The following is a 22,435-nucleotide window of genomic DNA, read 5'->3' as shown; positions in this document are numbered from 1 at the left end:
TGATGTGAAAACGCTAACAAGAAAAATCTCCCGCACTGCCATCACTATGGCGCTGGTCATCCTGGCGTTCATCGCTATTTTTCGCGCCTGGGTTTATTACACCGAATCCCCGTGGACGCGCGATGCGCGTTTCAGCGCGGAGGTGGTCGCGATAGCGCCCGATGTCGCCGGTCTCATTACGGCAGTCAACGTCCACGATAACCAACTGGTGAAAAAAGATCAGGTGCTGTTCACCATCGACCAGCCGCGCTATCAAAAAGCGCTGGAAGAAGCGGAAGCAGACGTGGCGTATTACAACGCGCTGGCCTCTGAAAAACGCCGTGAAGCAGGACGCCGTAACAAGCTGGGCATCCAGGCCATGTCCCGGGAAGAGATTGACCAGTCCAATAACGTGCTGCAAACCGTGCTGCATCAGCTGGCAAAAGCGCAGGCGACGCGCGATCTGGCGAAGCTCGATCTGGAACGTACCGTTATCCGCGCCCCGTCCGATGGCTGGGTGACCAACCTCAATGTCTATGCGGGCGAGTTTATTACGCGCGGCTCTACGGCCGTGGCGCTGGTGAAAAAGAACTCTTTCTACGTCCTCGCCTATATGGAAGAGACCAAGCTGGAAGGCGTGCGTCCGGGCTATCGCGCCGAAATCACGCCGCTCGGCAGCAACCGGGTCCTGAAGGGAACCGTGGACAGCGTGGCCGCGGGGGTGACCAACTCCAGCAGTACCAATGATTCAAAAGGGATGGCGACCGTCGATTCTAACCTCGAGTGGGTTCGTCTGGCGCAGCGCGTACCGGTACGCATTCGTCTGGATGAGCAGCAGAGCAACCTCTGGCCCGCAGGCACCACGGCGACGGTGGTGATCACGGGTGAAAAAGACCGTGATGCCAGCCAGGATTCGATCTTCCGTCAAATCGCCCATCGCCTGCGCGAGTTTGGTTGATCGCTATGGGCATTTTTTCCATCGCCAGCCAGCACATCCGCTTCGCCGTGAAGCTGGCATGCGCCATTGTGCTGGCGCTGTTTGTTGGCTTCCATTTCCAGCTTGAAACGCCGCGCTGGGCCGTTCTGACCGCCGCGATCGTCGCCGCCGGTCCTGCCTTCGCGGCGGGTGGCGAACCTTACTCCGGGGCAATTCGCTATCGCGGGATGCTGCGTATTATCGGCACCTTTATCGGCTGTATCGCCGCCCTGACCATTATCATCCTGATGATCCGCACGCCGCTGCTGATGCTGATTGTATGCTGTATCTGGGCGGGTTTTTGCACCTGGGTCTCTTCGCTGGTGAAGGTGGAGAACTCGTACGCCTGGGGTCTGGCGGGATATACCGCGCTGATTATTATCATCACCATTCAGAGTGAACCGCTGCTTGCTCCGCAGTTCGCCGTGGAACGTTGCAGCGAGATTGTCATTGGTATCGTCTGCGCGATTGTCGCAGACCTGCTCTTCTCTCCGCGATCGATCAAGCAGGAAGTCGATCGTGAGCTGGACGCGCTGATTGTTGCTCAGTACCAGCTCATGCAGCTGTGCATTAAGCACGGCGACAGCGAAGAGGTCGACAAGGCCTGGAGTGCGCTGGTGCGCCGCACGCAGGCGCTGGAAGGGATGCGCAGTAACCTCAATATGGAGTCTTCCCGCTGGGAGCGGGCCAACCGTCGTCTGAAAGCGATCAATACCGTCTCGTTAACGCTGATCACCCAGGCGTGTGAAACCTACCTGATTCAGAACACCCGCCCCGAAGTGGTAACGGATACTTTCCGCGAACTGTTTGATGAGCCTGTGGAGACGGTGCAGGACGTGCATCGACAGCTTAAACGCATGCGTCGTGTGATTGCGTGGACAGGAGAACGGGATACGCCAGTCACCATTTATACCTGGGTAGGCGCCGCAACGCGCTACCTGCTCCTGAAACGCGGCGTGATTAGCAACACCAAAATCAGTGCGGCGGAAGAAGAGGTGTTACAGGGCGAAGTGGTGATCAAACCTGAATCCGCCGAGCGCCATCATGCGATGGTTAACTTCTGGCGTACCACCCTGGCCTGTATACTCGGCACGCTGTTCTGGCTGTGGACCGGCTGGACGTCTGGCAGCGGCGCGATGGTGATGATTGCCGTCGTCACCGCGCTGGCGATGCGTCTGCCCAACCCGCGCATGGTCGCGATCGATTTTCTGTACGGCACTATTGCGGCGTTACCTATTGGCGCGCTCTACTTCCTGGTGATTATTCCCTCGACGCAGCAAAGCATGCTTTTGCTCTGCATCAGCCTGGCGGTGATGGCGTTCTTTATCGGGATTGAGGTACAAAAACGCCGTCTGGGATCGTTAGGCGCACTGGCGAGTACGATTAACATCATCGTGCTGGATAACCCGATGACCTTCCATTTCAGTCAGTTCCTGGATAGCGCACTAGGTCAGCTGGTGGGCTGTTTCCTGGCAATGATGGTGATCCTGCTGGTGCGGGATAACTCTCAGGCGCGGACAGGGCGCGTGCTGCTGAATCAGTTTGTATCGGCCGCCGTATCGTCCTTGACCACCAACACCGCGCGGCGCAAGGAGAACCACCTGCCGGCGCTCTATCAGCAGCTGTTCCTGTTGCTAAATAAATTCCCGGGCGATGTCGCCCGCTTCCGCCTGGCGTTAACCATGATTATCGCGCACCAGCGTCTGCGGAACGCGCCAGTGCCGATCAACGACGATTTGTCCGCCTTCCACCGCCAGCTACGGCGCACGGCGGACCATGTGATATCGGCATCCAGTGATGACAAACGTCGCCGCTACTTTAAGCAACTGCTGGAGGAGCTGGATATCTACCAGGAGAAACTGCGGATCTGGGAAGCGCCGCCGCAGGTTACCGAGCCGGTAGAGCGGCTGGTGTTTATGCTGCACCGCTACCAGAATGCGCTGACAGACAGCTAACGAAGAGAAAACCGACGCCAAAAGCGTCGGTTTTTTTGTGGCTATACTTATTCTTGCAGGTTCAAACATTCAGGAAGGGAGGACACATGACAACCCAGGCTCTTCAGGACAGTATTCTTTTTCAGACCGGGTATCTGGTCAACGGTATCTGGAAAACACTCGACACCACGTTTGATGTGCTAAACCCGGCCACGGGCGAGGTCATTGCGAAAGTGGCGAAAGCAGGAAAAGCCGAAACCGAAGAGGCCATTGTGGCCGCGACGAAGGCCTTTCCCGCATGGCGCGCAAAAACGGCAAAAGAGCGTTCCGCGATCCTCTATCGCTGGTATGAACTGATTATCGAGAACAAAAGCTGGCTCGGGCGGCTGATGACTACCGAGCAGGGCAAGCCGCTGAAAGAGGCTGAAGGTGAGGTGGACTACGCTGCCAGCTTCATTCAGTGGTTTGCCGAGCAGGCCAAGCGCGCCAACGGTGAAATCATTCCTCCGGTTAAACCTGGCTCCCGTATTCTGGCCACTCGTGAACCTGTCGGGGTGGTTGCTGCTATCACGCCATGGAATTTCCCGATGGCTATGCTCACCCGTAAGCTCGGCCCGGCGCTGGCAGCAGGATGTACCGGCGTGATCAAACCTGCAAACAACACGCCGCTGAGCGCCTTTGCGCTGCTGACGCTGGCGAAGCAGGCCGGTGTGCCGGATGGTGTGCTGAATGCGGTCGCGGGGAGCACCTCAGAAATTAGCGACGCCATTATGGCCAGCCATGACGTGCGCAAAATCTCGTTTACGGGTTCAACCGCCGTCGGGAAAACGCTGGTTCGCAATTCCGCAGAGACCATGAAAAAGGTATCGATGGAGCTGGGCGGTAATGCGCCGTATATCGTTTTCGAGGACGCGGATATTGATGCCGCCGTCAAAGGCGCGATCGCCAATAAGTTCCGTAACGCCGGGCAGGTCTGCGTCAGCGTAAACCGTTTCTATATTCAGGAGACGGTCTATGACAAGTTCGTCAATCAACTTGCCGATGCGGTGAAGGCGCTGAAGGTGGGTAACGGTCTGGACGAGGGCGTCGTTGTCGGCCCGCTGATTGAGCCTTCGGCTGTCGAGAAAGTGCGTGAGCACGTCGAAGATGCGGTAGCGAAGGGCGCCACGGTGCTGGCTGGGGGTAAACCGCACGAACTTGGCGGCAACTTCTGGATGCCAACCGTACTCGGTGACTGCCATGAAGGCATGAAGCTGGCAGAAGAGGAGACCTTTGGTCCCGTAGCCGCCTGCTTCCGCTTCACGTCGGAAGACGAAGTGGTTATGCGCGCTAACAATACGCCTTACGGGCTGGCGGCCTACTTTTATACCCAGAATCTTTCGCGCGTGTTCCGCGTCTCACAGGCCATTGAGAGCGGCATGATCGGAATTAATGAATGTGCGGTCTCGACCGAACTGGGTCCGTTTGGGGGCGTAAAAGAGTCCGGGCTGGGCCGCGAGGGGTCCGTGCTGGGGCTGGAGGAGTTTCTGGAAGTTAAAACCCTGCATATCGGGGGATTATAATAGACAGGGCGGCATTTGCCGCCCGCCTGTACCGGGTGGCTGGCAATGAAAATTTATACCTTTGATTTTGACGAAATTGAGAGTCAGGAAGACTTCTATCGCGAGTTTATTCGGGCGTTCGACCTGGAGCGGGGCAGCGTAAGCAATCTTGATATGCTGTGGGATGTGGTTACCGGCGACAGGCTGCCGTTACCGCTGGAAATCGAATTTACCCATCTGCCTGAAAAACTGCGCAGACGCTTTGGCGCATTGATTTTATTGTTTGATGAAGCGGAGGAGGAGCTGGAAGGGCAACTGCGTTTCAACGTGCGCCAGTGATAAAAAAGCCCCTGACCGGGAGGTCAGGGGCAAGTCGTATGATGAGATACGACGAGGGTTTATTTGTACAGTTCTGCGGTAGCGTGCCAGTGGTCGCCACTGCGCGCTTCGATGATGCGATAAGATGACGCACCCTGTTCTTCCGCTTTTTTGTTCAGCATTTCGTGCATGTCCATCGGAGACGTACCGATGGCACCAACAGAAACAGTCCCGATAGCCTGACGGGATTGTGCCTGTTCGGCATTAATGGTGTCGGCTGCAAACGCACCGAATGACAGGACTGACAGTACGCTCAGGGTAGCTACAGTGGTTTTAATTTTCATGATTATTTACCTCGTCAATTATTTTACTGGGGTCTTTGTTCTGTGACCCTCATCACAAAATCAAGTATACACTAATCACGCTAAAAATTAATACCAGGCTAATGGTTTCCTCCGTTATTACGTGTTAAAAAAATCATTTTTTATAACGCGAATGCATAAAAAAGGACGCCACAATGCAAGGTTTATGGTTTTTTCTTTCCTAAATCAAAGGGATAGATCAATTTGATTTTTTGTGCGGTTTTGCGGCAGATCATTCACTGAATGAATGTTAACAGGCGGTAAAAAGCACTATTTGCAAAAACAGCAGGCAGAGAAAAGCAGGGTAAAACGCGGAAGCAGCAGAATGATCCCCGCAGTCAGGCGCTACGGGGCAGACAATTACAACTCCTGTTCGAACAGGACCAGAATCGCTTCGTAGAGGTCTTTCACCGAGAAACCATTTGCCGGGGTGGTAAAAATGGTGTCATCACCGGCGATGGTCCCGAGGATCCCCTCTGCTTTACCCAGCGAGTCCAGCAGGCGGGCAATCAGCTGGGCTGCGCCCGGGCTGGTGTGGATCACGACCACGGCATCGTTATAGTCGATGTCCAGAACCAGGTTTTTCAGCGGGCTGGAGGTCGTTGGCACGCCAAGTTCAGCAGGCAGGCAATAAACCATTTCCATTTTGGCGTTGCGCGTACGCACCGCTCCAAACTTGGTTAACATGCGAGAGACCTTCGACTGGTTGATGTTGTCGAAGCCTTGTTCCTGCAACGCCTGAACAATTTCTCCCTGAGAACTGAATTTCTCTTCTTTGAGTAGCGCTTTAAACGCCTTCACTAATTCTTCTTGCTTAGACGAGCTTCGCATAAGTCACCCGGAATATGACGATAGAAACAACATTATTATGCATGTGGATGAATTTTTATGCAAATTATCTACCTGACGCCAGGCTGAAATAATGTTATGAAAGGGAGAGATTTTATCAGATTTCGTTATCGGAAAACATGCCTGGGTCACGCCGCGCAAATAACCTTAAAAGTAAATTAAATGTTATCAAAATGATGTTGTTTTGGTGGCGTGGCAGGGTGTATTGTAACCCCCTCTTAATTCGTTGTTGCCTACAGCCCGATAGTATTCAGGTGAAGGTGAAAGACGTGCGACCTCAAATTCTTTAGCGATGAAAATTGTAATTAATGACGTGCTGAATTATGGTCGCCGCAACGGAGTTACAGATACTTAAGTTAACCATAATAAGGAGTTTAGGATGAAAGTCGCAGTCCTCGGCGCTGCTGGTGGTATCGGCCAGGCGCTTGCCCTACTACTGAAAACCCAACTGCCTTCAGGCTCAGAACTCTCCCTGTACGATATTGCTCCGGTAACCCCAGGTGTGGCGGTTGACCTGAGCCACATCCCGACAGCTGTGAAAATCAAAGGCTTCTCCGGTGAAGATGCGCGTCCTGCGTTGCAGGGTGCCGACGTGGTGCTGATCTCCGCGGGTGTTGCACGTAAACCGGGTATGGATCGTTCAGACCTGTTCAACGTCAACGCGGGCATCGTGAAAAACCTGGTTCAGCAGATCGCTGAAACCTGCCCGAAAGCGTGCATCGGTATCATCACCAACCCGGTGAACACCACCGTTGCCATCGCAGCAGAAGTACTGAAGAAAGCAGGCGTTTACGACAAGAACAAACTGTTCGGCGTAACTACGCTGGATATCATCCGCTCCAACACCTTCGTGGCTGAGCTGAAAGGCAAGCAGCCAACGGAAGTGGAAGTGCCGGTTATCGGCGGTCACTCTGGCGTGACCATCCTGCCTCTGCTGTCGCAGATCCCGGGCGTGAGCTTCACCGAGCAGGAAGTGGCTGACCTGACTAAACGCATTCAGAACGCAGGCACCGAAGTGGTGGAAGCGAAGGCGGGTGGCGGTTCTGCAACCCTGTCTATGGGTCAGGCGGCGGCACGTTTCGGCCTGTCTCTGGTTCGCGCGTTGCAGGGCGAAAAAGGCGTTGTTGAATGCGCCTATGTTGAAGGCGACGGTGAACACGCGCGCTTCTTCTCTCAGCCGCTGCTGCTGGGTAAAAACGGTGTTGAAGAGCGTAAGTCTATCGGCACGCTGAGCGCGTTTGAGCAAAACGCGATGGAAGGCATGCTGGATACGCTGAAGAAAGACATCACGCTGGGCGAAGAGTTCGTTAACAAGTGATCTTGTCCCGGTAAAAAAAACGGAGCGCTAAGCTCCGTTTTTTTATGCCCGTCAGTTAGTGGCCGGGTATTCCTGGATGGTGACCTGGATCGTCAGCTTCTTGTCATTACGCATGACTTCAACAGGGATGATGGAGCCCGGGCGAATCTCAGCCACCTGGTCCATGGTTTCCAGCGCAGAGACCGCTGGCGTACCGTTGACGGAAAGGATAACGTCGTTCACCTGGATACCTGCATTGGCCGCCGGGCCGCCAGGCGCCACTTCGTTGACCACAATCCCCTGGATCTGATCGATACCACCGCCCTGCGTATGCATCGGCGCGATTTCACGCCCACCAATACCGATGTAGCCACGGATCACGCGGCCATCGCGGATCAGCTTGTCCATGATCTTGGTCGCCAGCTGGAATGGAATGGCAAAGCCAATCCCTTCCGGCGTTTCGCCGTCGTTGCTCTTGTCGAAGGAGAGGGTGTTAATGCCCATCAGTTCGCCCAGAGAGTTCACCAGCGCACCGCCGGAGTTACCGTGGTTGATCGAGGCATCGGTTTGCAGGAAGTTCTGCCGCCCTGACGGGTTCAGGCCGATTCGACCGGTCGCGCTGATGATCCCCTGAGTGATGGTCTGGCCCAGGTTGTACGGGTTACCGATCGCCAGTACCACATCGCCGATATGCGGCGTTCGTTTGCGATTAATCGGGATAGTCGGCAGACCGCCGGTGGCGTTGATCTTCAGCACCGCCAGATCGGTCAGGCTGTCCGACCCCACCAGCAGGGCTTCAAACACGCGGCCATCCTGCAAGGCGACGATAATCTGGTCGGCATCGTTAATGACGTGTTTATTGGTGATGATGTAGCCCCGGTCATCCATGATCACACCGGAACCGAGCGTGCGGATCTCCAGCTGGTTATGAGCAGAACTGTTAAGCCCGCGGTTATAGACGTTAACCACGGCGGGGGCGGCACGGCGTACCGCCTGATTGTACGTCGCAGGCGTTTCATCCGTGCTGTCGAACTGAGGAGCCGACAGTTTGTTGAACTGGCGTAAAGATGGCATAGCCACCAGCAGCAGACCGGCAACGATCAAACCAATGACAATTGAACGAAAGAGCTTTAAAAGCATGATGCGTGTGTCGTTAAAAAAGGAACGGTTTGCAGCATAACATGAGTTATCCGGACATCACACGCAGCGGCGATGCCCGGAGTCGCAAATGGTTAACGCAGTAAAATGTAGAGGGTATCGTTGCCACGGATAATTTGCAGGGCAATGACCGCCGGTTTACTCTCCAGCACCTTACGCATTTCGGCAATAGACTGCACGCGAGTGCGGTTCACGCCCACGATTACGTCGTCCTGATGCAAACCTGCCTGCGCGGCCGGGCTGCTCTTCTCAACGGTAGTGACAGAAATGCCTTTCGTGCCGTTTTTAAGCTGACCATCGCTCAGCGTAGCGCCCTGTAGAGCCGGGGAGATCTGTTCTGCGCTGGCGGAAGAGGAGGTGCTCTTGTCCAGCGTCACTTCCACGGTCAGCGGTTTGCCCTCGCGGATCAGGCCCAGCTTCACTTTAGCGCCAGGCTCCGTGGTGGCAATACGCGAACGTAATTCAGCGAAGCTGCTCAGCGGTTTATCGTTCAGGCTGACAATAACGTCACCGGATTTCACGCCCGCTTTCGCAGAGCCTGAGTTGGGCAACACTTCGCTGACAAACGCCCCGCGCTGGACGTTGAGCTTAAAGGCTTTGGCGATATCGGCGCTCATCTCCATGCCTTTGATGCCCAGCAGACCGCGCTTAACCTCGCCAAACTGAATCAGCTGTTGAGACAGAGTTTTCGCCATGTTGCTCGGAATGGCAAAACCAATCCCGATGCTGCCGCCGCCTGGCGCGAGGATAGCGGTGTTGATGCCGATCAGCTCACCGTTCAGATTAAGCAGCGCACCGCCGGAGTTGCCCCGGTTGATGGAGGCATCGGTCTGGATGAAATTTTCCAGCCCTTCGAGATTCAGGCCGCTGCGCCCCAGGGCGGAGACAATTCCGGAGGTGGCGGTCTGGCCTAAGCCGAACGGGTTACCGACCGCGACAGCAAAATCACCGACGCGCAGCTTATCGGAATCAGCAATGGCGATCTGGGTTAGGTTGCTGGGGTTTTGTACCTGTAGCAGGGCGATATCACTCTGATCGTCACCGCCGATCAGTTTGGCGTCAAACTCCCGGCCATCGTTCAGCTGAACGCTGATTTTATCGGCCTGGCTGATCACGTGGTTATTGGTCAGGATATAGCCCTTAGCCGCGTCGATAATTACCCCTGAGCCCAGACCTTCAAACGGCTGAGCCTGCTGATCCGGCGCGTCTTCGCCAAAATATTTCTTCAGCTCTTCGGGAATACGCTGGCTTTGGCGTGCCGTCCCTTCCACCTGAACGCTGACTACCGCAGGCAGGACTTTTTCAAGCATCGGCGCAAGGCTGGGAATGGCTTCTTGTCCAGGCACCTGCGAAGGCAGTGCCGCACTGACGGGGAAGGACGCCGAGAGAGATAACCCGACACTTAACGCTAAGGCGCTCAACAGCTGGTTTTTTTTCTTCATCGATGCTGACTCTCGTATCCTGGAATGAAAAAGAACGGCCCCAAAAACATCTTGATGTTATTGAATTTTCAACCGCTGAACAATGAGGTGTTTGACTAAATAATAGCTGGGGACGGGAAGAAAGGACGGGCGCATAAGGTGCGCCCGTAAAATTTATTCAGGTTGTGCGATTAATCGCGTTTTACGCCACCGCGCAGCAGGCCGGACGCGCCGTCTGAATAGTCGCGTGGCATCTGAACCGGTGCCTGATCGTTACCGGCTTCAGAATCAGCCAGACGATTGCGGAAGGGGTTGGTCTCCGCGGTCATTTCCGGCAGCAGGCTGCTGGAGCTTTTCGCCATGTGCTGGTAGAGCTGGCGATAATCTGTCGCCATGTTGTCCAGCAGCTCAGCGCTACGGGCAAAGTGGCTGACCAGCTCTTCGCGATATTCTTCCAGTTCGGCTTTGTTCTTTTCCAGTTCGTATTGCAGTGACTGCTGCTGACGCAATTTGCGGTTACCGAAACGCATGGCCACAGCACCAATGATGATGCCGACGACTAAACCGATTAGCGCATATTCCCAGGTCATGAACTTCTCCCGTTGTCTTGTTGTTCCGTAGGGTGTTGGCTCGGCTCCTGCCTGTGCCTGATTATGCCACTATAACCGCTATTTCCGCAGAAGTGGAATCCTGACGTATCATCGCGTAGTGTAGAACGGCCTTTTTTTCATCAGCCACGCGCGCTGGTGAGGTTTAACTAAAGGAATAACAACAACATCATGCAAAACCTGTCCCCTTCATCGCGTTACCAACTGGCCCTGAGCGAGGGCACACACCAGCCGGATGATGTCCAGCGTGAAGCGGTTAACCGCCTGGACACGATTTATCAGGAAATTCTGGCGAAACCCGCCGATGCGGTGCAGAGCAGTGGGCTGAAGGCGGCATTCGGCCGTTTACTGGGCAAAAAAGAGCCCACGGTAAACGCACCGGTTCGTGGATTATATATGTGGGGTGGCGTTGGGCGGGGTAAGACCTGGCTGATGGACATGTTCTACCAGAGCCTGCCCGGCACGCGTAAGCAGCGTCTGCACTTTCACCGTTTTATGCTGCGGGTCCATGAAGAGCTGACGGCGCTCCAGGGCGAAACCGACCCGCTGGAGATTGTGGCCGATCGCTTCAAGGCGGAAACGGACGTGCTCTGCTTCGACGAGTTCTTTGTTTCCGATATTACGGATGCCATGTTGCTGGGGGGCCTCATGAAAGCGCTGTTTGCGCGTGGGATTACCCTGGTGGCGACTTCAAATATCCCGCCGGATGAGCTTTATCGCAATGGTCTTCAGCGGGCGCGTTTCCTGCCAGCCATAGATGCCATTAAACAGCACTGCGACATCATGAATGTCGATGCCGGCGTCGATTATCGTCTGCGCACATTAACGCAGGCGCACCTGTGGCTTTCACCGCTGAACGCCGACACAGCCAGCGAGATGGATAAACTCTGGCTGGCGCTGGCAGGGGCGCCGCGGGATAACGCGCCAGCGCTGGAGATTAATCATCGCCCGTTGTCGACGCTTGGCGTAGAGAACCAGACGCTGGCCGTCTCGTTTGGAACGCTCTGCGTGGACGCCCGCAGCCAGCATGACTACATTGCGCTTTCACGTCTGTTCCATACCGTTATGTTGTGGGATGTGCCCGTTATGACCCCACTAATGGAGAGCGAAGCGCGGCGCTTCATCGCGCTGGTAGATGAGTTTTACGAGCGCCACGTTAAGCTGGTGGTCAGCGCCGAGGTGCCTTTATATGAGATCTATCAGGGCGAGCGCCTGAAGTTTGAGTTCCAGCGCTGCCTGTCGCGCCTGCAAGAGATGCAGAGCGAAGAGTACCTCAAGCGTGAGCATATGCCGTAATAAATGCTCCCCTCTCCCCGTGGGAGAGGGGCTGGGGATGAGGGCACCAGACCTTAACAAATGCTCCCCTCTCCCCGTGGGAGAGAGGCTGGGGGTGAGGGCACCAGACCGCACAGTACGCAACCCCGAAAAACCCATTCCAAATCACATTTAAGGGTCGATCTTTGACCTCAACTTCTCTATAATCTTGCGACCCCACGTTACGAGAAGGTTTTTTTCCCGAAACTTTCTATGTGTCGGCATGTGCTATTCGAAGGGGTAGGTTTGCCGGACTTTGTCGTGTGAACCTCAACTGACTAAACGTTTGGGTGTTCACCAACGTGTAACTTATTATTTGGGTAAGCTTTTAATGAAAACTTTTACAGCTAAACCAGAAACCGTACAGCGCGACTGGTATGTTGTTGACGCGACCGGTAAAACTCTGGGCCGTCTGGCTACTGAACTGGCTCGTCGCCTGCGCGGTAAGCATAAAGCGGAATACACTCCGCACGTTGATACCGGTGATTACATCATCGTTCTGAACGCTGACAAAGTTGCTGTTACCGGCAACAAGCGTACTGACAAAATGTACTACCACCACACCGGCCACATCGGTGGTATCAAAGAAGCGACCTTTGAAGAGATGATTGCCCGCCGTCCTGAGCGTGTGATTGAAATCGCGGTTAAAGGCATGCTGCCAAAAGGCCCGCTGGGTCGTGCTATGTTCCGTAAACTGAAAGTTTACGCAGGCAACGAGCACAACCACGCGGCACAGCAACCGCAAGTTCTTGACATCTAATCGGGATTATAGGCAATGGCTGAAAATCAATACTACGGCACTGGTCGCCGCAAAAGTTCCGCAGCTCGCGTTTTCATCAAACCGGGCAGTGGTAAAATCGTAATCAACCAGCGTTCTCTGGAACAGTACTTCGGTCGCGAAACTGCCCGCATGGTAGTTCGCCAGCCGCTGGAACTGGTTGATATGGTAGAAAAACTGGATCTGTACATCACCGTTAAAGGTGGTGGTATCTCCGGTCAGGCAGGTGCGATCCGTCACGGTATCACCCGCGCTCTGATGGAGTACGACGAATCCCTGCGTTCTGAACTGCGTAAAGCTGGCTTCGTTACTCGTGACGCGCGTCAGGTTGAACGTAAGAAAGTGGGTCTGCGTAAAGCACGTCGTCGTCCACAGTTCTCCAAACGTTAATCCATTCTGCTTACGCAGAACGATTGGCGAAAAACCCGCTTCGGCGGGTTTTTTTATGGATAATACGCAGGTTATCCACAGTAACATTTCATATATCTTCTCTTTTTCCACATTTCCGGAATCCCCTCACCACAAAGCCATCAAAATCTGGTAAACTATCATCCAATTTTCTGCCCAAATATCGGTGAATACTCGATTTTTGTTCGATTCTTGAACAATGTGTCTTCTCTGGGATGGGCGATACATCATCTGGCTGGCCCCGTTGGGCTGGTAGCAGTAAAAATTCTGAATATACCTGGAGGTTTTCATGGCTGTCGCTGCCAACAAACGTTCGGTAATGACGCTGTTTTCTGGTCCTACTGACATTTATAGCCATCAGGTTCGTATCGTGCTGGCCGAGAAGGGTGTCAGTTTTGAGATCGAGCATGTGGAAAAGGATAACCCGCCTCAGGATCTGATCGATCTCAACCCGAGCCAAAGCGTACCGACGCTGGTGGATCGCGAGCTGACCCTGTGGGAATCCCGTATCATTATGGAATACCTGGATGAGCGTTTCCCGCATCCGCCGCTGATGCCTGTTTATCCTGTTGCGCGTGGTGAAAGCCGCCTGTACATGCAGCGTATCGAGAAAGACTGGTACTCGCTGATGAACGTTATTGTCAACGGTTCCTCTTCTGAAGCGGATGCTGCACGTAAACAGCTGCGTGAAGAGCTGCTGGCGATTGCGCCGGTATTTGGTCAAAAGCCTTTCTTCCTGAGCGACGAGTTCAGCCTGGTAGATTGCTACCTGGCTCCGCTGCTGTGGCGTCTGCCAACCCTGGGCGTAGAGTTCAGCGGTCCTGGCGCGAAAGAGCTGAAAGGCTACATGACTCGCGTCTTTGAACGCGACTCTTTCCTGGCATCCTTAACTGAACCGGAACGTGAAATGCGTCTCGGCCGAGGCTAATGACTGTGGAAATGTCACAACTTTCACCACGCCGTCCGTATCTGCTGCGCGCCTTCTATGAATGGCTGCTGGATAACCAGCTCACGCCGCACCTGGTTGTGGATGTGACGTTGCCGGGCGTGCTGGTTCCAATGGAATACGCGCGCGACGGACAGATTGTACTGAATATTGCGCCACGCGCAGTGGGTAACCTGGAGCTGGCGAACGCCGAAGTGCGCTTTAATGCGCGCTTCGGCGGCGTGCCGCGTCAGGTTTCCGTGCCGCTGGCAGCTGTGCTGGCTATCTACGCCCGTGAAAACGGTGCGGGCACAATGTTTGAGCCGGAAGCAGCTTATGATGAAGAGGTTGCGAGCCTGAACGATGAAGAGGGCGGCGTTGGGACCGAGAGCGAAACGGTGATGTCTGTGATTGATGGTGATAAGCCCGATCGCGAAGATGATAACGATCCTGATGACGATCCGCCGCCGCGCGGAGGACGTCCGGCATTACGCGTTGTAAAATAACGCTAACTCAATTTTAATCTTAACGGTCAGGTTTATGCCTGGCCGTTTTTTTTGGAGAAAATTATATATTTTTTAAATTGATCGAAAAATAAGAATATGGGACTGCATTTTTCCTTTTTTTTTTATCTCGAGAAGAATGGTTACAATAATAAACGCAATGAATAATTTAAGCGGGTAGCCTTGCGTAATACCCGATTTAATAATTCATGATTATTATATCAGAGAAACTAAAAGTATAAATTAAATTTGCTAAATTGCATATATTTATAAAAATAATATTATAAAGTTCCCCAGTGACAGCTCATATTGCAAAAATAGTTTTGTACCTGATGGAAACCTATTTTTAATTATCATATGTTAAGGATTAACGAATGAAAAAAGTTCTTATTGCCACCGCACTGTCTCTTTGCGTCGCTTCCGCATTTGCTGCTGATACCGCAGTATTGCAGGTAAAAGGTAAGCTGACAAATGCTGCCTGTACTCCAGAATTAAGTAAAGGTGGCGTAGTAGATTACGGTACTATTCACCTTGGTTCATTGTCTGCCAGCGCAGTAAACCAGTTAGGTCAGAATAATATCGATCTAACCATCACTTGTTCTGCTGCGACGAAAGTTTCGTGGACTATGGTTGACGATCGTGCAGAGACGAATGCGGGTTTAACCGTTAATAACGCAATGTTTACCGGTGCAAGCCTATCCAATTCTAGTCAGACCTACGGTGTAGGTAAAACAACGGGCGGCGTGAACATCGGCAGCTATGCAATGTTTGTTAAGGTTGATAGCGTAACCGCTGACGGGGCGACAGTTGATCCTATTTACACTCAGAATGGTGATACCTCCAAGTGGACCACGAGCACGAATGGTTCTAGTCAGGCTCAAAACATCCGTGAGTTTACTGTTGCAAAATCTGGCGAAAAAGTTCCATTGGCATTCCTGAGTGCAACATTCCCGCTGGTGACATCACTGGCTATTCAGGATACTACCACGCTGGCCATTACCGACGATACCACACTTGATGGTCAGCTGACTATCAGCCTGAAATATTTATAATATTTTAAAAGTTATAATATTTTAAAATCGGTATATTAATTAAAATGGGAATAAACATATCTTGTTTATTCCTTTCTAACTACACGTGAACATGGAATGTTATGTTGTGGATTAAAGGAGTGATAATTATGTCTTGTTTAAAGAAAACCTTACTGAAGTCCGTTATTGCTGCCGCTCTGTTTTCAGCTCAATTCTCGACGTATGCAGCAGGAATGGTTCCTGAAACCAGTTTACTGGTAATTGATGAGGCAACGCACAGCGGTACGATCAACGTCAAAAATACGGACAGCTTTCCGGCTCTGTTATATACCAATGTCCTTGATTTACCGGACGATCAGGGTTTAAAACTGATTTCCACCCAACCAGTGGTACGTCTGGAGCCTGGCCAGACCCAGCAGCTTCGTTTTATTTTACAAAATAAAGAACCGCTGGAGGCTGAGCACTATAAACGTGTGACGTTCGAGGGTATTCCGCCGAAAAGCGATAACAAGAACATTAAGATCGGATTTAATCTTCGTCAGGATTTGCCTGTGCTTATCCGTCCGGCGAAACTGGCGGTTGTTACCGATGCATGGAAGTACCTGGAATGGAACGCAACGGGTACAACGCTTACGGTGAAAAACCCCAGCAAATACGTTGTGCGTTTGGCACAAAACGTTATGACTCAGCCATCTGGCACCGCAGGCACGCTGCCTAAAACGTATATTTTACCAGGCCAAAGTATGACCGCAACGCTGAAGAAAACGGTGAGCGGCGATAATAAAGTGAAATTTTTCCCGGCCAGTCGCTACGGTGTGGAAGTACCGAGCTTTGTTTCAGAATTAAATAAATAACACTCAATAGGGATATGACGGTGTGTAAAAAAAGCCGCCTTGCACTTTGTGTCCACGCTATTCTTTGCGGCACATTACCTCTGGTAGTCCTCGCGTCACCCTCTTTGTATGCGAGGGAAGTGACGTTTGATACGGGCATTATTCAGTCACGTGGATTAAGCCCCGATTTAAACCATTACTTTGCACAAGCGCCACGATTCTTACCCGGCACACACTCTGTACAGGTTAAAGTGAATGGGAAAGATCGCGGTACGGCCGCTGCACGTTTTAATGAAGACGGCGAGCTCTGTATTGATAAAGATTTTCTGGATTTTGCCGGGATTATGCCTGTCCCGCTCAAGGCTGGCGAAGCGTGCCATGATATCCGCAGCGATTATGCGCAGGCGGTTGTCAACGCATTACCAAACCAGGACGCGGTAGAGCTTTATTTACCCCAGGAGGCAATTAACAGTTTAACCTCCAATATTAAACACTTTCAGCAAGGTGGCACGGCGGGGTTACTGAACTACTCATTATTCAGTACCCGTAACGAATATGGCGACAGCGATAACAGCCGCTATTCGCAGGCTAGCCTGGAGGCTGGCTTTAATACGATGGACTGGTCTGTGCGCAGCCGTTATATCCTGACGGATGATGATGGCGATAAAAATGCGGAAAGCATTTACACCTACGCGGAGCATGTATTTGTTCCCCAGCGCCTGACCATGCAGGTGGGTGAAATTAACGCCATGTCCGGTGTATTAAGCGGCGTGCCGATTACGGGGGTGCAGCTCATGCCCACCAACGGCCTGGAAAGGGACGGGACTGGCGTAAGCGTATCGGGTATCGCCCGTTCCTCGCAGGCGCGCGTTGAGGTGCGCCAGAGTGGTCGTCTCGTCTACAGTACGTTAGTGCCGGCGGGTCCGTTTACCCTGGACGATGTGCCAGTTGTCAGAAATAACGTCGATCTCGACGTGACTGTCGTGGAATCAGATGGCTCTTCAAGCCACTTCATTGTGCCTGCTTCCGCAGTCAGAACCCGCAAGCTGGGGCGTCCGCAGGGATTGACCATGTCTGTGGGCCAGGTACGGAGTATTGACAGCGATTATAGCGATCCGCTGGTCGTGAACGTCTCTGACGGCTGGCGTATCACACCATGGATGAACGTACTGGCATCCGGCGCAGTGGCAGAAAAGTATCAGGCTGCGGGCGGCAGCGCGGAGTTTATGCTCTCTGATATATGGGGCATCACGACTACCGCTGCGGCAAGTAAAGAGCAGTTTGGCGACAGTAATAGCGGGCTCAAAACCGAGCTGCAAAGCGATTTAACGCTGGGTGAACACGTGAGCCTTTCCGCCAGCGCAACGCATTTTAGCAGCGGTTACCGCGAGCTTGCCGATGCGCTGGATGATGAATTTCAGCCTAATGATAATACTTACAGCGGCAACGTAAGTTTTGCGACAGGAATTGCGGGTACGTTTAGCGCAGGGTTTAACTACAACCAGAGCGCTAACTACGAGGACAGCCGCTACCTGCTGCTGTCGTGGGGTAAAACCTTTAAATATGCCAGTATCACCGTGAACTGGCAGAGCGCCGTCGGAAATACTGATGACGAGCAGGATGACGATATGCTCTACGTCAACCTGAGCATTCCACTCGGCGGCTCGCAAAGCCTGAGCAGCTATATGCGCAAGCAGGGTGACAGAACCACCTATGGTGTCGCGAACAGCGGCGCCATTGGCGATAACACCAATTATTATATCTCTGCGGATCGTGATAACGATGACAATGAGAATAGCTTTAACGGCAATATCAACACTAACCTGCACTATACCCAGTTGAGCGTTGGTGGGGGCAGCAGCGGTAGTAACCAGCGCAACTATAGCGCAACGCTGACGGGCGGTATTGCAATGCATAAAGATGGCGTGACCTTCTCGCCGTACGCTATTAAAGATACGTTCGCCATCGCTAAGCTGAACGAGCCGAAGAGTGGCGTAGAGATTTCAACGCCGCAGGGCACCATCTGGACCGACCATTGGGGACAGGCTGTGGTACCGGGGCTGAATGAGTGGCGTAACTCCCGTATTGAAATTGATGCCAATAAACTTCCGCCAAGCATGACGCTGGCGAACGGCATTAAATACGTTGCGGCAGGGCATGCTTCCGTCAGTGAAGTCAGCTTTAAAATTCTGAATAGCCGTCGCGTGATGCTGCGGGTGAAGAGAGCGGATGGTACACCGCTGGCGAAGGGGTTATCCATTGTTGATGAGAAGGGCAATTATATCGTCACCAGCGTGGATGACGGCCATGTGTTTATCAATGATGCCGATCAGCTGAAAGGGCTGTATGCCATGGATGACAATAACAATCGGCTTTGTCAGATTCACTATACCTTAAGTGATAAAAAAGATGACGAAGCGTTCTATGAGGAAGTAAACGGAGTATGCCAATGAAGACTCAGCGCGTAATCAAAGTAGCGACGTTTCTGGCGTTTTGTTTACCCGGTTTGACGCTTGCCGAAGATTGTCAGATCACGCTTTCTCAGCCCATTGTAGATTATAAACAGCTCAAGCGTGACGATATTGTTACGTCTCAGCAAAGCTGGCATAAATTGCCGGAACGGGAAGTTACCGTGAATGTGTTTTGTCCAGACAAACAGAAGCTGGCAGTGCTTTTACAGGGTAATGCTGGAGAGAAAGGTCGCTTCCGTTTTGGTCAGAATGGCGGTGTCGCAGTTAAAATTGATGATATGAATGTTGATGGCAAAAGCTATACCGTGGGTAAAACGGTTGATCAGCTTAACTTTACGCCGGAAAGCGGGTCGCCTTCGCCATTCTATTTAAGAAATAATGAAGCCGTCGTCGCGGTTGAAAATAACCAGGCCGTTACGGGCCAGCAGATGACATTTACAGCTACGATATTCCCTGTGCTTAATGAAAGTGCATTCAGTAATAATGCCGATCAAACAACGCTGGAAAGCGATTTAAGCTGGAAAATATTGCAAAATAATCCATAGGCAATGTGGTGATGATATCGTAATAACGTTATCTTTAAGCGTTGCAGTATTGTTTTATCACGAATGGTACGCCATTCAATTAGTAAGTGCGGAATATACAACCCATTCTTTACATGAATAAAAGATTGGGTTGGGTTTCCGTGAATCAATAATGTTAAGGATCAACAAATGAAAAAAGTTCTTCTCGCTACCGCGTTGTCTCTTTGTGTCGCTTCCGCATTTGCTGCTGATACCGCAGTATTGCAGGTAAAAGGTAAGCTGACAAATGCCGCTTGTACTCCTCAGTTAAGTAACGGCGGTGTCGTAGATTATGGCACTATCCATTTGGGTGAGCTCTCTGCAACAGCTGTTAACCAGTTAGGTGACAAAGATATTAACCTGACGATTACATGCGGTGCGCCTACTCAGGTTGGTTGGGTTGTGAATGACGATCGCGAGTCAAGTAAGGCTGGTATTAATGTCGATTTCAACGGCACAATGCAAAACATTTCTTACTATCAGTATGGCGTAGGTAAAACCACAGGTGGTGTGAATATTGGTAACTATATGCTTTTCATCAAAAATAAGAAAGTCACCATTGATGGGCAAGAGGGCGACGAAATTTTTTCAAACGTCGACTGGAATGGCTCTAAATGGGAATCAGGCGGTGCGGTTCGCAGCGACGGTATCTCCATTATCAGTGCCGCAACCACAGGCACAACGACCCCTGTTGCATTTACCACTGCGGTTTTCCCACTGGTTACCTCTCTGGCTATTCAGGGGACCGATACGCTGGCGATTACTGACGATACATCTTTAGATGGTCAGGCAACAATTACCCTGAAATACCTTTAAGTTATTTGGGTATTAATATCCCGCTCTGTCGTTGTGTAAGGCTATATTAGCATTTACGCTTACAGCGGATTATTTAGGTTTGAATATGTAGAGGGAGTAACTTCCCTCTTTGTTTAGAAAATTCTGTTTTTAATAGCGAGAGTAGCCCACTTTATTAAAAGCAGAAAGAACATTTACATTAACGTTAAGAATTAACAAATGAAAAAAGTTGTATTGGCTTCTATGCTTGTCATGTTTGTATCTTCTGCCTTTGCCGCAGACACCGCCGTACTGAAAGTCACAGGCGTTCTGACAAATAGCAGTTGCATCCCTGAAATCAGCGGCGGTGGCGTGGTAGATTACGGTACGATCCACCTGTCAGCCCTGAACACCACTGCTATTAACCAGCTGGGCCAGAAAGATTTCTCTCTTTCTATTACCTGCCCTGCGCTGACCAAAGCGGGCTTTAGCGTTTCTGACGACCGTACTGGTACTGCGCCAAACATTATGGTTAAAGATGGTGCGGGTAACGGTAACGATATTATTCAGCCGCTCAATATGTTTGGTCTGAATAAGACCGCAGGAAACGTTAACATCGGTAACTACACCATTTTCGTGAAAAACGACACGATTACTGCTGATGGTGCCACTGTTGGGGCGATCTACAGCGCAGACAACGGCACCAGCTGGTCTGATAACGGCACACTGATGGTTAATGACGGTAGCCAGATTGTATCCGTTGCTACAGTTGGCAGCACCGCGCCAGTTGCGTTTAAAAACCTGGTCATTCCGATGGCGGTTTCTGCTGCGATTCAGGATACCAATACGCTGGCTATTACTGATGATACCAACATGGATGGTCAGGCAACGTTTACCATCAAGTATCTGTAATATTCAGAAACTGGCAGAATATAAAAATAATGCCCGGCATTGCCGGGCATTATTATTTACACTTCGAGGAAGTTCATGATCCCCTCAGCCGCTTTACGGCCTTCGGCAATCGCCGTGACCACCAGGTCAGAGCCACGAACGATGTCGCCACCGGCGAAGATTTTCGGGTTGCTGGTCTGGAACGCGTTGTCGCTGCCTTCTGGCGCAATGATGCGGCCCTGAGAGTCCAGCTCTACGCTGTGCTTCGCCAGCCACTCCATGCTGTGAGGACGGAAACCAAACGCCATCACCACGGCATCAGCCGGGATCACGTGTTCAGAACCGGCCACGATCTCCGCGCGACGACGGCCTTTCGCATCTGGCGCACCCATCTCCGTGCGCGCCATCTTCACGCCGCTCACTTTACCGTTGGCATTCACTTCAATACCCAGAGGCTGGATGTTGAACTGGAACTCGACGCCCTCTTCACGCGCGTTTTTCACTTCGCGTTTAGAACCCGGCATGTTCTCTTCGTCACGACGGTAGGCACAGATGACATGCGCCGCATTCTGACGAATGGAGGTTCGCACGCAGTCCATCGCAGTATCACCGCCGCCCAGCACCACCACGCGTTTGCCTTCCATGCTGACGAACGGCTCATCGGCGGTTTCGCCGTAACCCATAATCTGCTTGGTGTTGGCAATCAGGAACGGCAGCGCGTCATAAACGCCCGGCGCGTCTTCGTTTTCCAGACCACCGCGCATGGACTGATAGGTTCCCACGCCCAGGAACACGGCGTCGTAATCTTTCAGCAGGTCGTCGAGCTGTACGTCGCGGCCCACTTCGGTGTTGAGTTTGAACTCAATGCCCATGCCGGTGAAGATTTCGCGGCGGCGGGTCATGACCTCTTTCTCCAGCTTGAAGGCCGGGATACCGAAGGTCAGCAGGCCGCCAATCTCTGGGTGGCGATCGAAGACCACCGCCTTCACGCCGTTACGGGTCAGCACGTCCGCACAGGCCAGGCCTGCCGGGCCCGCGCCGATAATCGCCACGCGCTTGTCGGTTTGACGCACACCGGTCATATCCGGACGCCAGCCCATCTCGAACGCTTTATCGTTGATATAGCGTTCGATGTTGCCGATGGTCACCGCGCCAAACTCGTCGTTCAGCGTACAGGAGCCTTCACACAGACGATCCTGAGGGCACACGCGGCCGCACACTTCCGGCAGGGTGTTGGTCTGATGAGACAGCTCGGCGGCTTCAAAAATACGCCCTTCGTTGGCCAGCTTCAGCCAGTTCGGGATGTAGTTATGGACCGGACACTTCCATTCGCAGTAAGGGTTACCGCAGGACAGGCAGCGGTCTGCCTGTGCTTTGGCCTGGCCTTCTGAAAACGGCTCATAGATTTCAACAAATTCAATTTTACGGATCTTCAGCGGTTTCTTTGGCGGATCAACACGCTGAAGGTCGATAAACTGGTAAACGTTCTGGCTCATCTGAA

At 52.4% G+C, this 22,435-nt stretch carries 22 protein-coding genes; 16 read left to right on the top strand and 6 right to left on the bottom strand.

Features of this window, described 5'->3' with window-relative positions:
• The first annotated feature begins 4 nt into the window (after positions 1 to 4).
• From aaeA to BFV63_RS19745, 4 genes are all read left to right on the top strand, one after another.
• Positions 5 to 937, top strand: a complete 933-nt coding sequence (gene aaeA / locus BFV63_RS19760) for a p-hydroxybenzoic acid efflux pump subunit AaeA (RefSeq protein WP_048209694.1) — start codon at positions 5 to 7, stop codon at positions 935 to 937.
• Positions 938 to 942: 5 nt separating this feature from the next.
• Entirely contained in the window at positions 943 to 2,910 is a 1,968-nt protein-coding gene (gene aaeB, locus BFV63_RS19755; protein ID WP_003860418.1) for a p-hydroxybenzoic acid efflux pump subunit AaeB, read from the top strand.
• A gap of 86 nt (positions 2,911 to 2,996) precedes the next feature.
• Positions 2,997 to 4,451 (top strand): NAD-dependent succinate-semialdehyde dehydrogenase, encoded by a 1,455-nt coding sequence (locus tag BFV63_RS19750; protein WP_003860422.1) that lies wholly within the window; start codon positions 2,997 to 2,999, stop codon positions 4,449 to 4,451.
• Positions 4,452 to 4,496: 45 nt separating this feature from the next.
• Positions 4,497 to 4,769, top strand: a complete 273-nt coding sequence (locus BFV63_RS19745) for a barstar family protein (RefSeq protein WP_003860424.1) — start codon at positions 4,497 to 4,499, stop codon at positions 4,767 to 4,769.
• Positions 4,770 to 4,828: 59 nt separating this feature from the next.
• Here the strand turns inward: BFV63_RS19745 and yhcN are convergent, their stop codons facing one another.
• The gene (gene yhcN / locus BFV63_RS19740) at positions 4,829 to 5,092 is read right to left on the bottom strand and encodes a peroxide/acid stress response protein YhcN (protein ID WP_003860426.1); all 264 of its coding nucleotides are present in this window, start codon (positions 5,090 to 5,092) and stop codon (positions 4,829 to 4,831) included.
• A gap of 378 nt (positions 5,093 to 5,470) precedes the next feature.
• The gene (gene argR / locus BFV63_RS19735; RefSeq protein WP_003860428.1) at positions 5,471 to 5,941 is read right to left on the bottom strand and encodes a transcriptional regulator ArgR; all 471 of its coding nucleotides are present in this window, start codon (positions 5,939 to 5,941) and stop codon (positions 5,471 to 5,473) included.
• A 397-nt stretch (positions 5,942 to 6,338) separates the two neighbouring features.
• Between argR and mdh the strand changes: the two genes are divergently transcribed.
• Positions 6,339 to 7,277 carry a malate dehydrogenase gene (gene mdh / locus BFV63_RS19730; protein WP_003860429.1) on the top strand — a complete coding sequence of 313 codons (939 nt, stop codon included), beginning with the start codon at positions 6,339 to 6,341 and terminating at the stop codon, positions 7,275 to 7,277.
• 51 nt (positions 7,278 to 7,328) lie between these two features.
• Here mdh and degS read toward each other — a convergent pair whose 3' ends face one another.
• From degS to zapG, 3 genes are all read right to left on the bottom strand, one after another.
• The gene (gene degS, locus BFV63_RS19725) at positions 7,329 to 8,396 is read right to left on the bottom strand and encodes an outer membrane-stress sensor serine endopeptidase DegS (RefSeq protein ID WP_003860430.1); all 1,068 of its coding nucleotides are present in this window, start codon (positions 8,394 to 8,396) and stop codon (positions 7,329 to 7,331) included.
• A gap of 92 nt (positions 8,397 to 8,488) precedes the next feature.
• Positions 8,489 to 9,856, bottom strand: a complete 1,368-nt coding sequence (gene degQ / locus BFV63_RS19720; RefSeq protein ID WP_003860431.1) for a serine endoprotease DegQ — start codon at positions 9,854 to 9,856, stop codon at positions 8,489 to 8,491.
• A gap of 170 nt (positions 9,857 to 10,026) precedes the next feature.
• Positions 10,027 to 10,425 carry a Z-ring associated protein ZapG gene (gene zapG / locus BFV63_RS19715; RefSeq protein ID WP_003860432.1) on the bottom strand — a complete coding sequence of 133 codons (399 nt, stop codon included), beginning with the start codon at positions 10,423 to 10,425 and terminating at the stop codon, positions 10,027 to 10,029.
• A gap of 189 nt (positions 10,426 to 10,614) precedes the next feature.
• Between zapG and zapE the strand changes: the two genes are divergently transcribed.
• The 11 genes from zapE to BFV63_RS19655 all read left to right on the top strand — a co-directional run bounded on the left by zapE (position 10,615) and on the right by BFV63_RS19655 (position 20,955).
• Entirely contained in the window at positions 10,615 to 11,739 is a 1,125-nt protein-coding gene (gene zapE / locus BFV63_RS19710; RefSeq protein WP_003860433.1) for a cell division protein ZapE, read from the top strand.
• A gap of 349 nt (positions 11,740 to 12,088) precedes the next feature.
• Positions 12,089 to 12,517 (top strand): 50S ribosomal protein L13, encoded by a 429-nt coding sequence (rplM, locus tag BFV63_RS19705; protein WP_003860434.1) that lies wholly within the window; start codon positions 12,089 to 12,091, stop codon positions 12,515 to 12,517.
• Positions 12,518 to 12,532: 15 nt separating this feature from the next.
• Complete coding sequence (rpsI, locus tag BFV63_RS19700) at positions 12,533 to 12,925, top strand: 30S ribosomal protein S9 (RefSeq protein ID WP_003860436.1); 393 nt, start codon at positions 12,533 to 12,535, stop codon at positions 12,923 to 12,925.
• A gap of 307 nt (positions 12,926 to 13,232) precedes the next feature.
• A complete protein-coding gene (gene sspA, locus BFV63_RS19690) occupies positions 13,233 to 13,871 on the top strand; it encodes a stringent starvation protein SspA (RefSeq protein WP_003860438.1) in 639 nt (212 codons plus the stop codon).
• Between the two features lie 5 nt (positions 13,872 to 13,876).
• On the top strand, positions 13,877 to 14,374 hold the full coding sequence (sspB, locus tag BFV63_RS19685) for a ClpXP protease specificity-enhancing factor (protein ID WP_048241925.1): 498 nt from the start codon (positions 13,877 to 13,879) through the stop codon (positions 14,372 to 14,374).
• A gap of 371 nt (positions 14,375 to 14,745) precedes the next feature.
• On the top strand, positions 14,746 to 15,423 hold the full coding sequence (locus BFV63_RS19680; RefSeq protein WP_023323800.1) for a DUF1120 domain-containing protein: 678 nt from the start codon (positions 14,746 to 14,748) through the stop codon (positions 15,421 to 15,423).
• 128 nt (positions 15,424 to 15,551) lie between these two features.
• A complete protein-coding gene (locus BFV63_RS19675) occupies positions 15,552 to 16,256 on the top strand; it encodes a fimbria/pilus chaperone family protein (protein ID WP_023323799.1) in 705 nt (234 codons plus the stop codon).
• 14 nt (positions 16,257 to 16,270) lie between these two features.
• Entirely contained in the window at positions 16,271 to 18,688 is a 2,418-nt protein-coding gene (locus BFV63_RS19670; protein WP_048241746.1) for a fimbrial biogenesis outer membrane usher protein, read from the top strand.
• Positions 18,685 to 19,251 carry a DUF1120 domain-containing protein gene (locus BFV63_RS19665; RefSeq protein WP_023323797.1) on the top strand — a complete coding sequence of 189 codons (567 nt, stop codon included), beginning with the start codon at positions 18,685 to 18,687 and terminating at the stop codon, positions 19,249 to 19,251. The genes BFV63_RS19670 and BFV63_RS19665 overlap by 4 nt, the downstream gene beginning before the upstream one ends.
• A 168-nt stretch (positions 19,252 to 19,419) precedes the next feature.
• The gene (locus BFV63_RS19660) at positions 19,420 to 20,085 is read left to right on the top strand and encodes a DUF1120 domain-containing protein (RefSeq protein WP_023323796.1); all 666 of its coding nucleotides are present in this window, start codon (positions 19,420 to 19,422) and stop codon (positions 20,083 to 20,085) included.
• Positions 20,086 to 20,283: 198 nt separating this feature from the next.
• Positions 20,284 to 20,955 carry a DUF1120 domain-containing protein gene (locus tag BFV63_RS19655; protein WP_032627961.1) on the top strand — a complete coding sequence of 224 codons (672 nt, stop codon included), beginning with the start codon at positions 20,284 to 20,286 and terminating at the stop codon, positions 20,953 to 20,955.
• Between the two features lie 56 nt (positions 20,956 to 21,011).
• Here BFV63_RS19655 and gltD read toward each other — a convergent pair whose 3' ends face one another.
• Complete coding sequence (gene gltD, locus BFV63_RS19650) at positions 21,012 to 22,430, bottom strand: glutamate synthase subunit GltD (protein WP_048241747.1); 1,419 nt, start codon at positions 22,428 to 22,430, stop codon at positions 21,012 to 21,014.
• Positions 22,431 to 22,435: the final 5 nt, after the last annotated feature.

This window comes from Enterobacter hormaechei subsp. xiangfangensis (assembly GCF_001729785.1).
GTDB lineage: Bacteria > Pseudomonadota > Gammaproteobacteria > Enterobacterales > Enterobacteriaceae > Enterobacter > Enterobacter hormaechei_C.
This window is presented reverse-complemented; position numbering and strand designations above follow the sequence as displayed.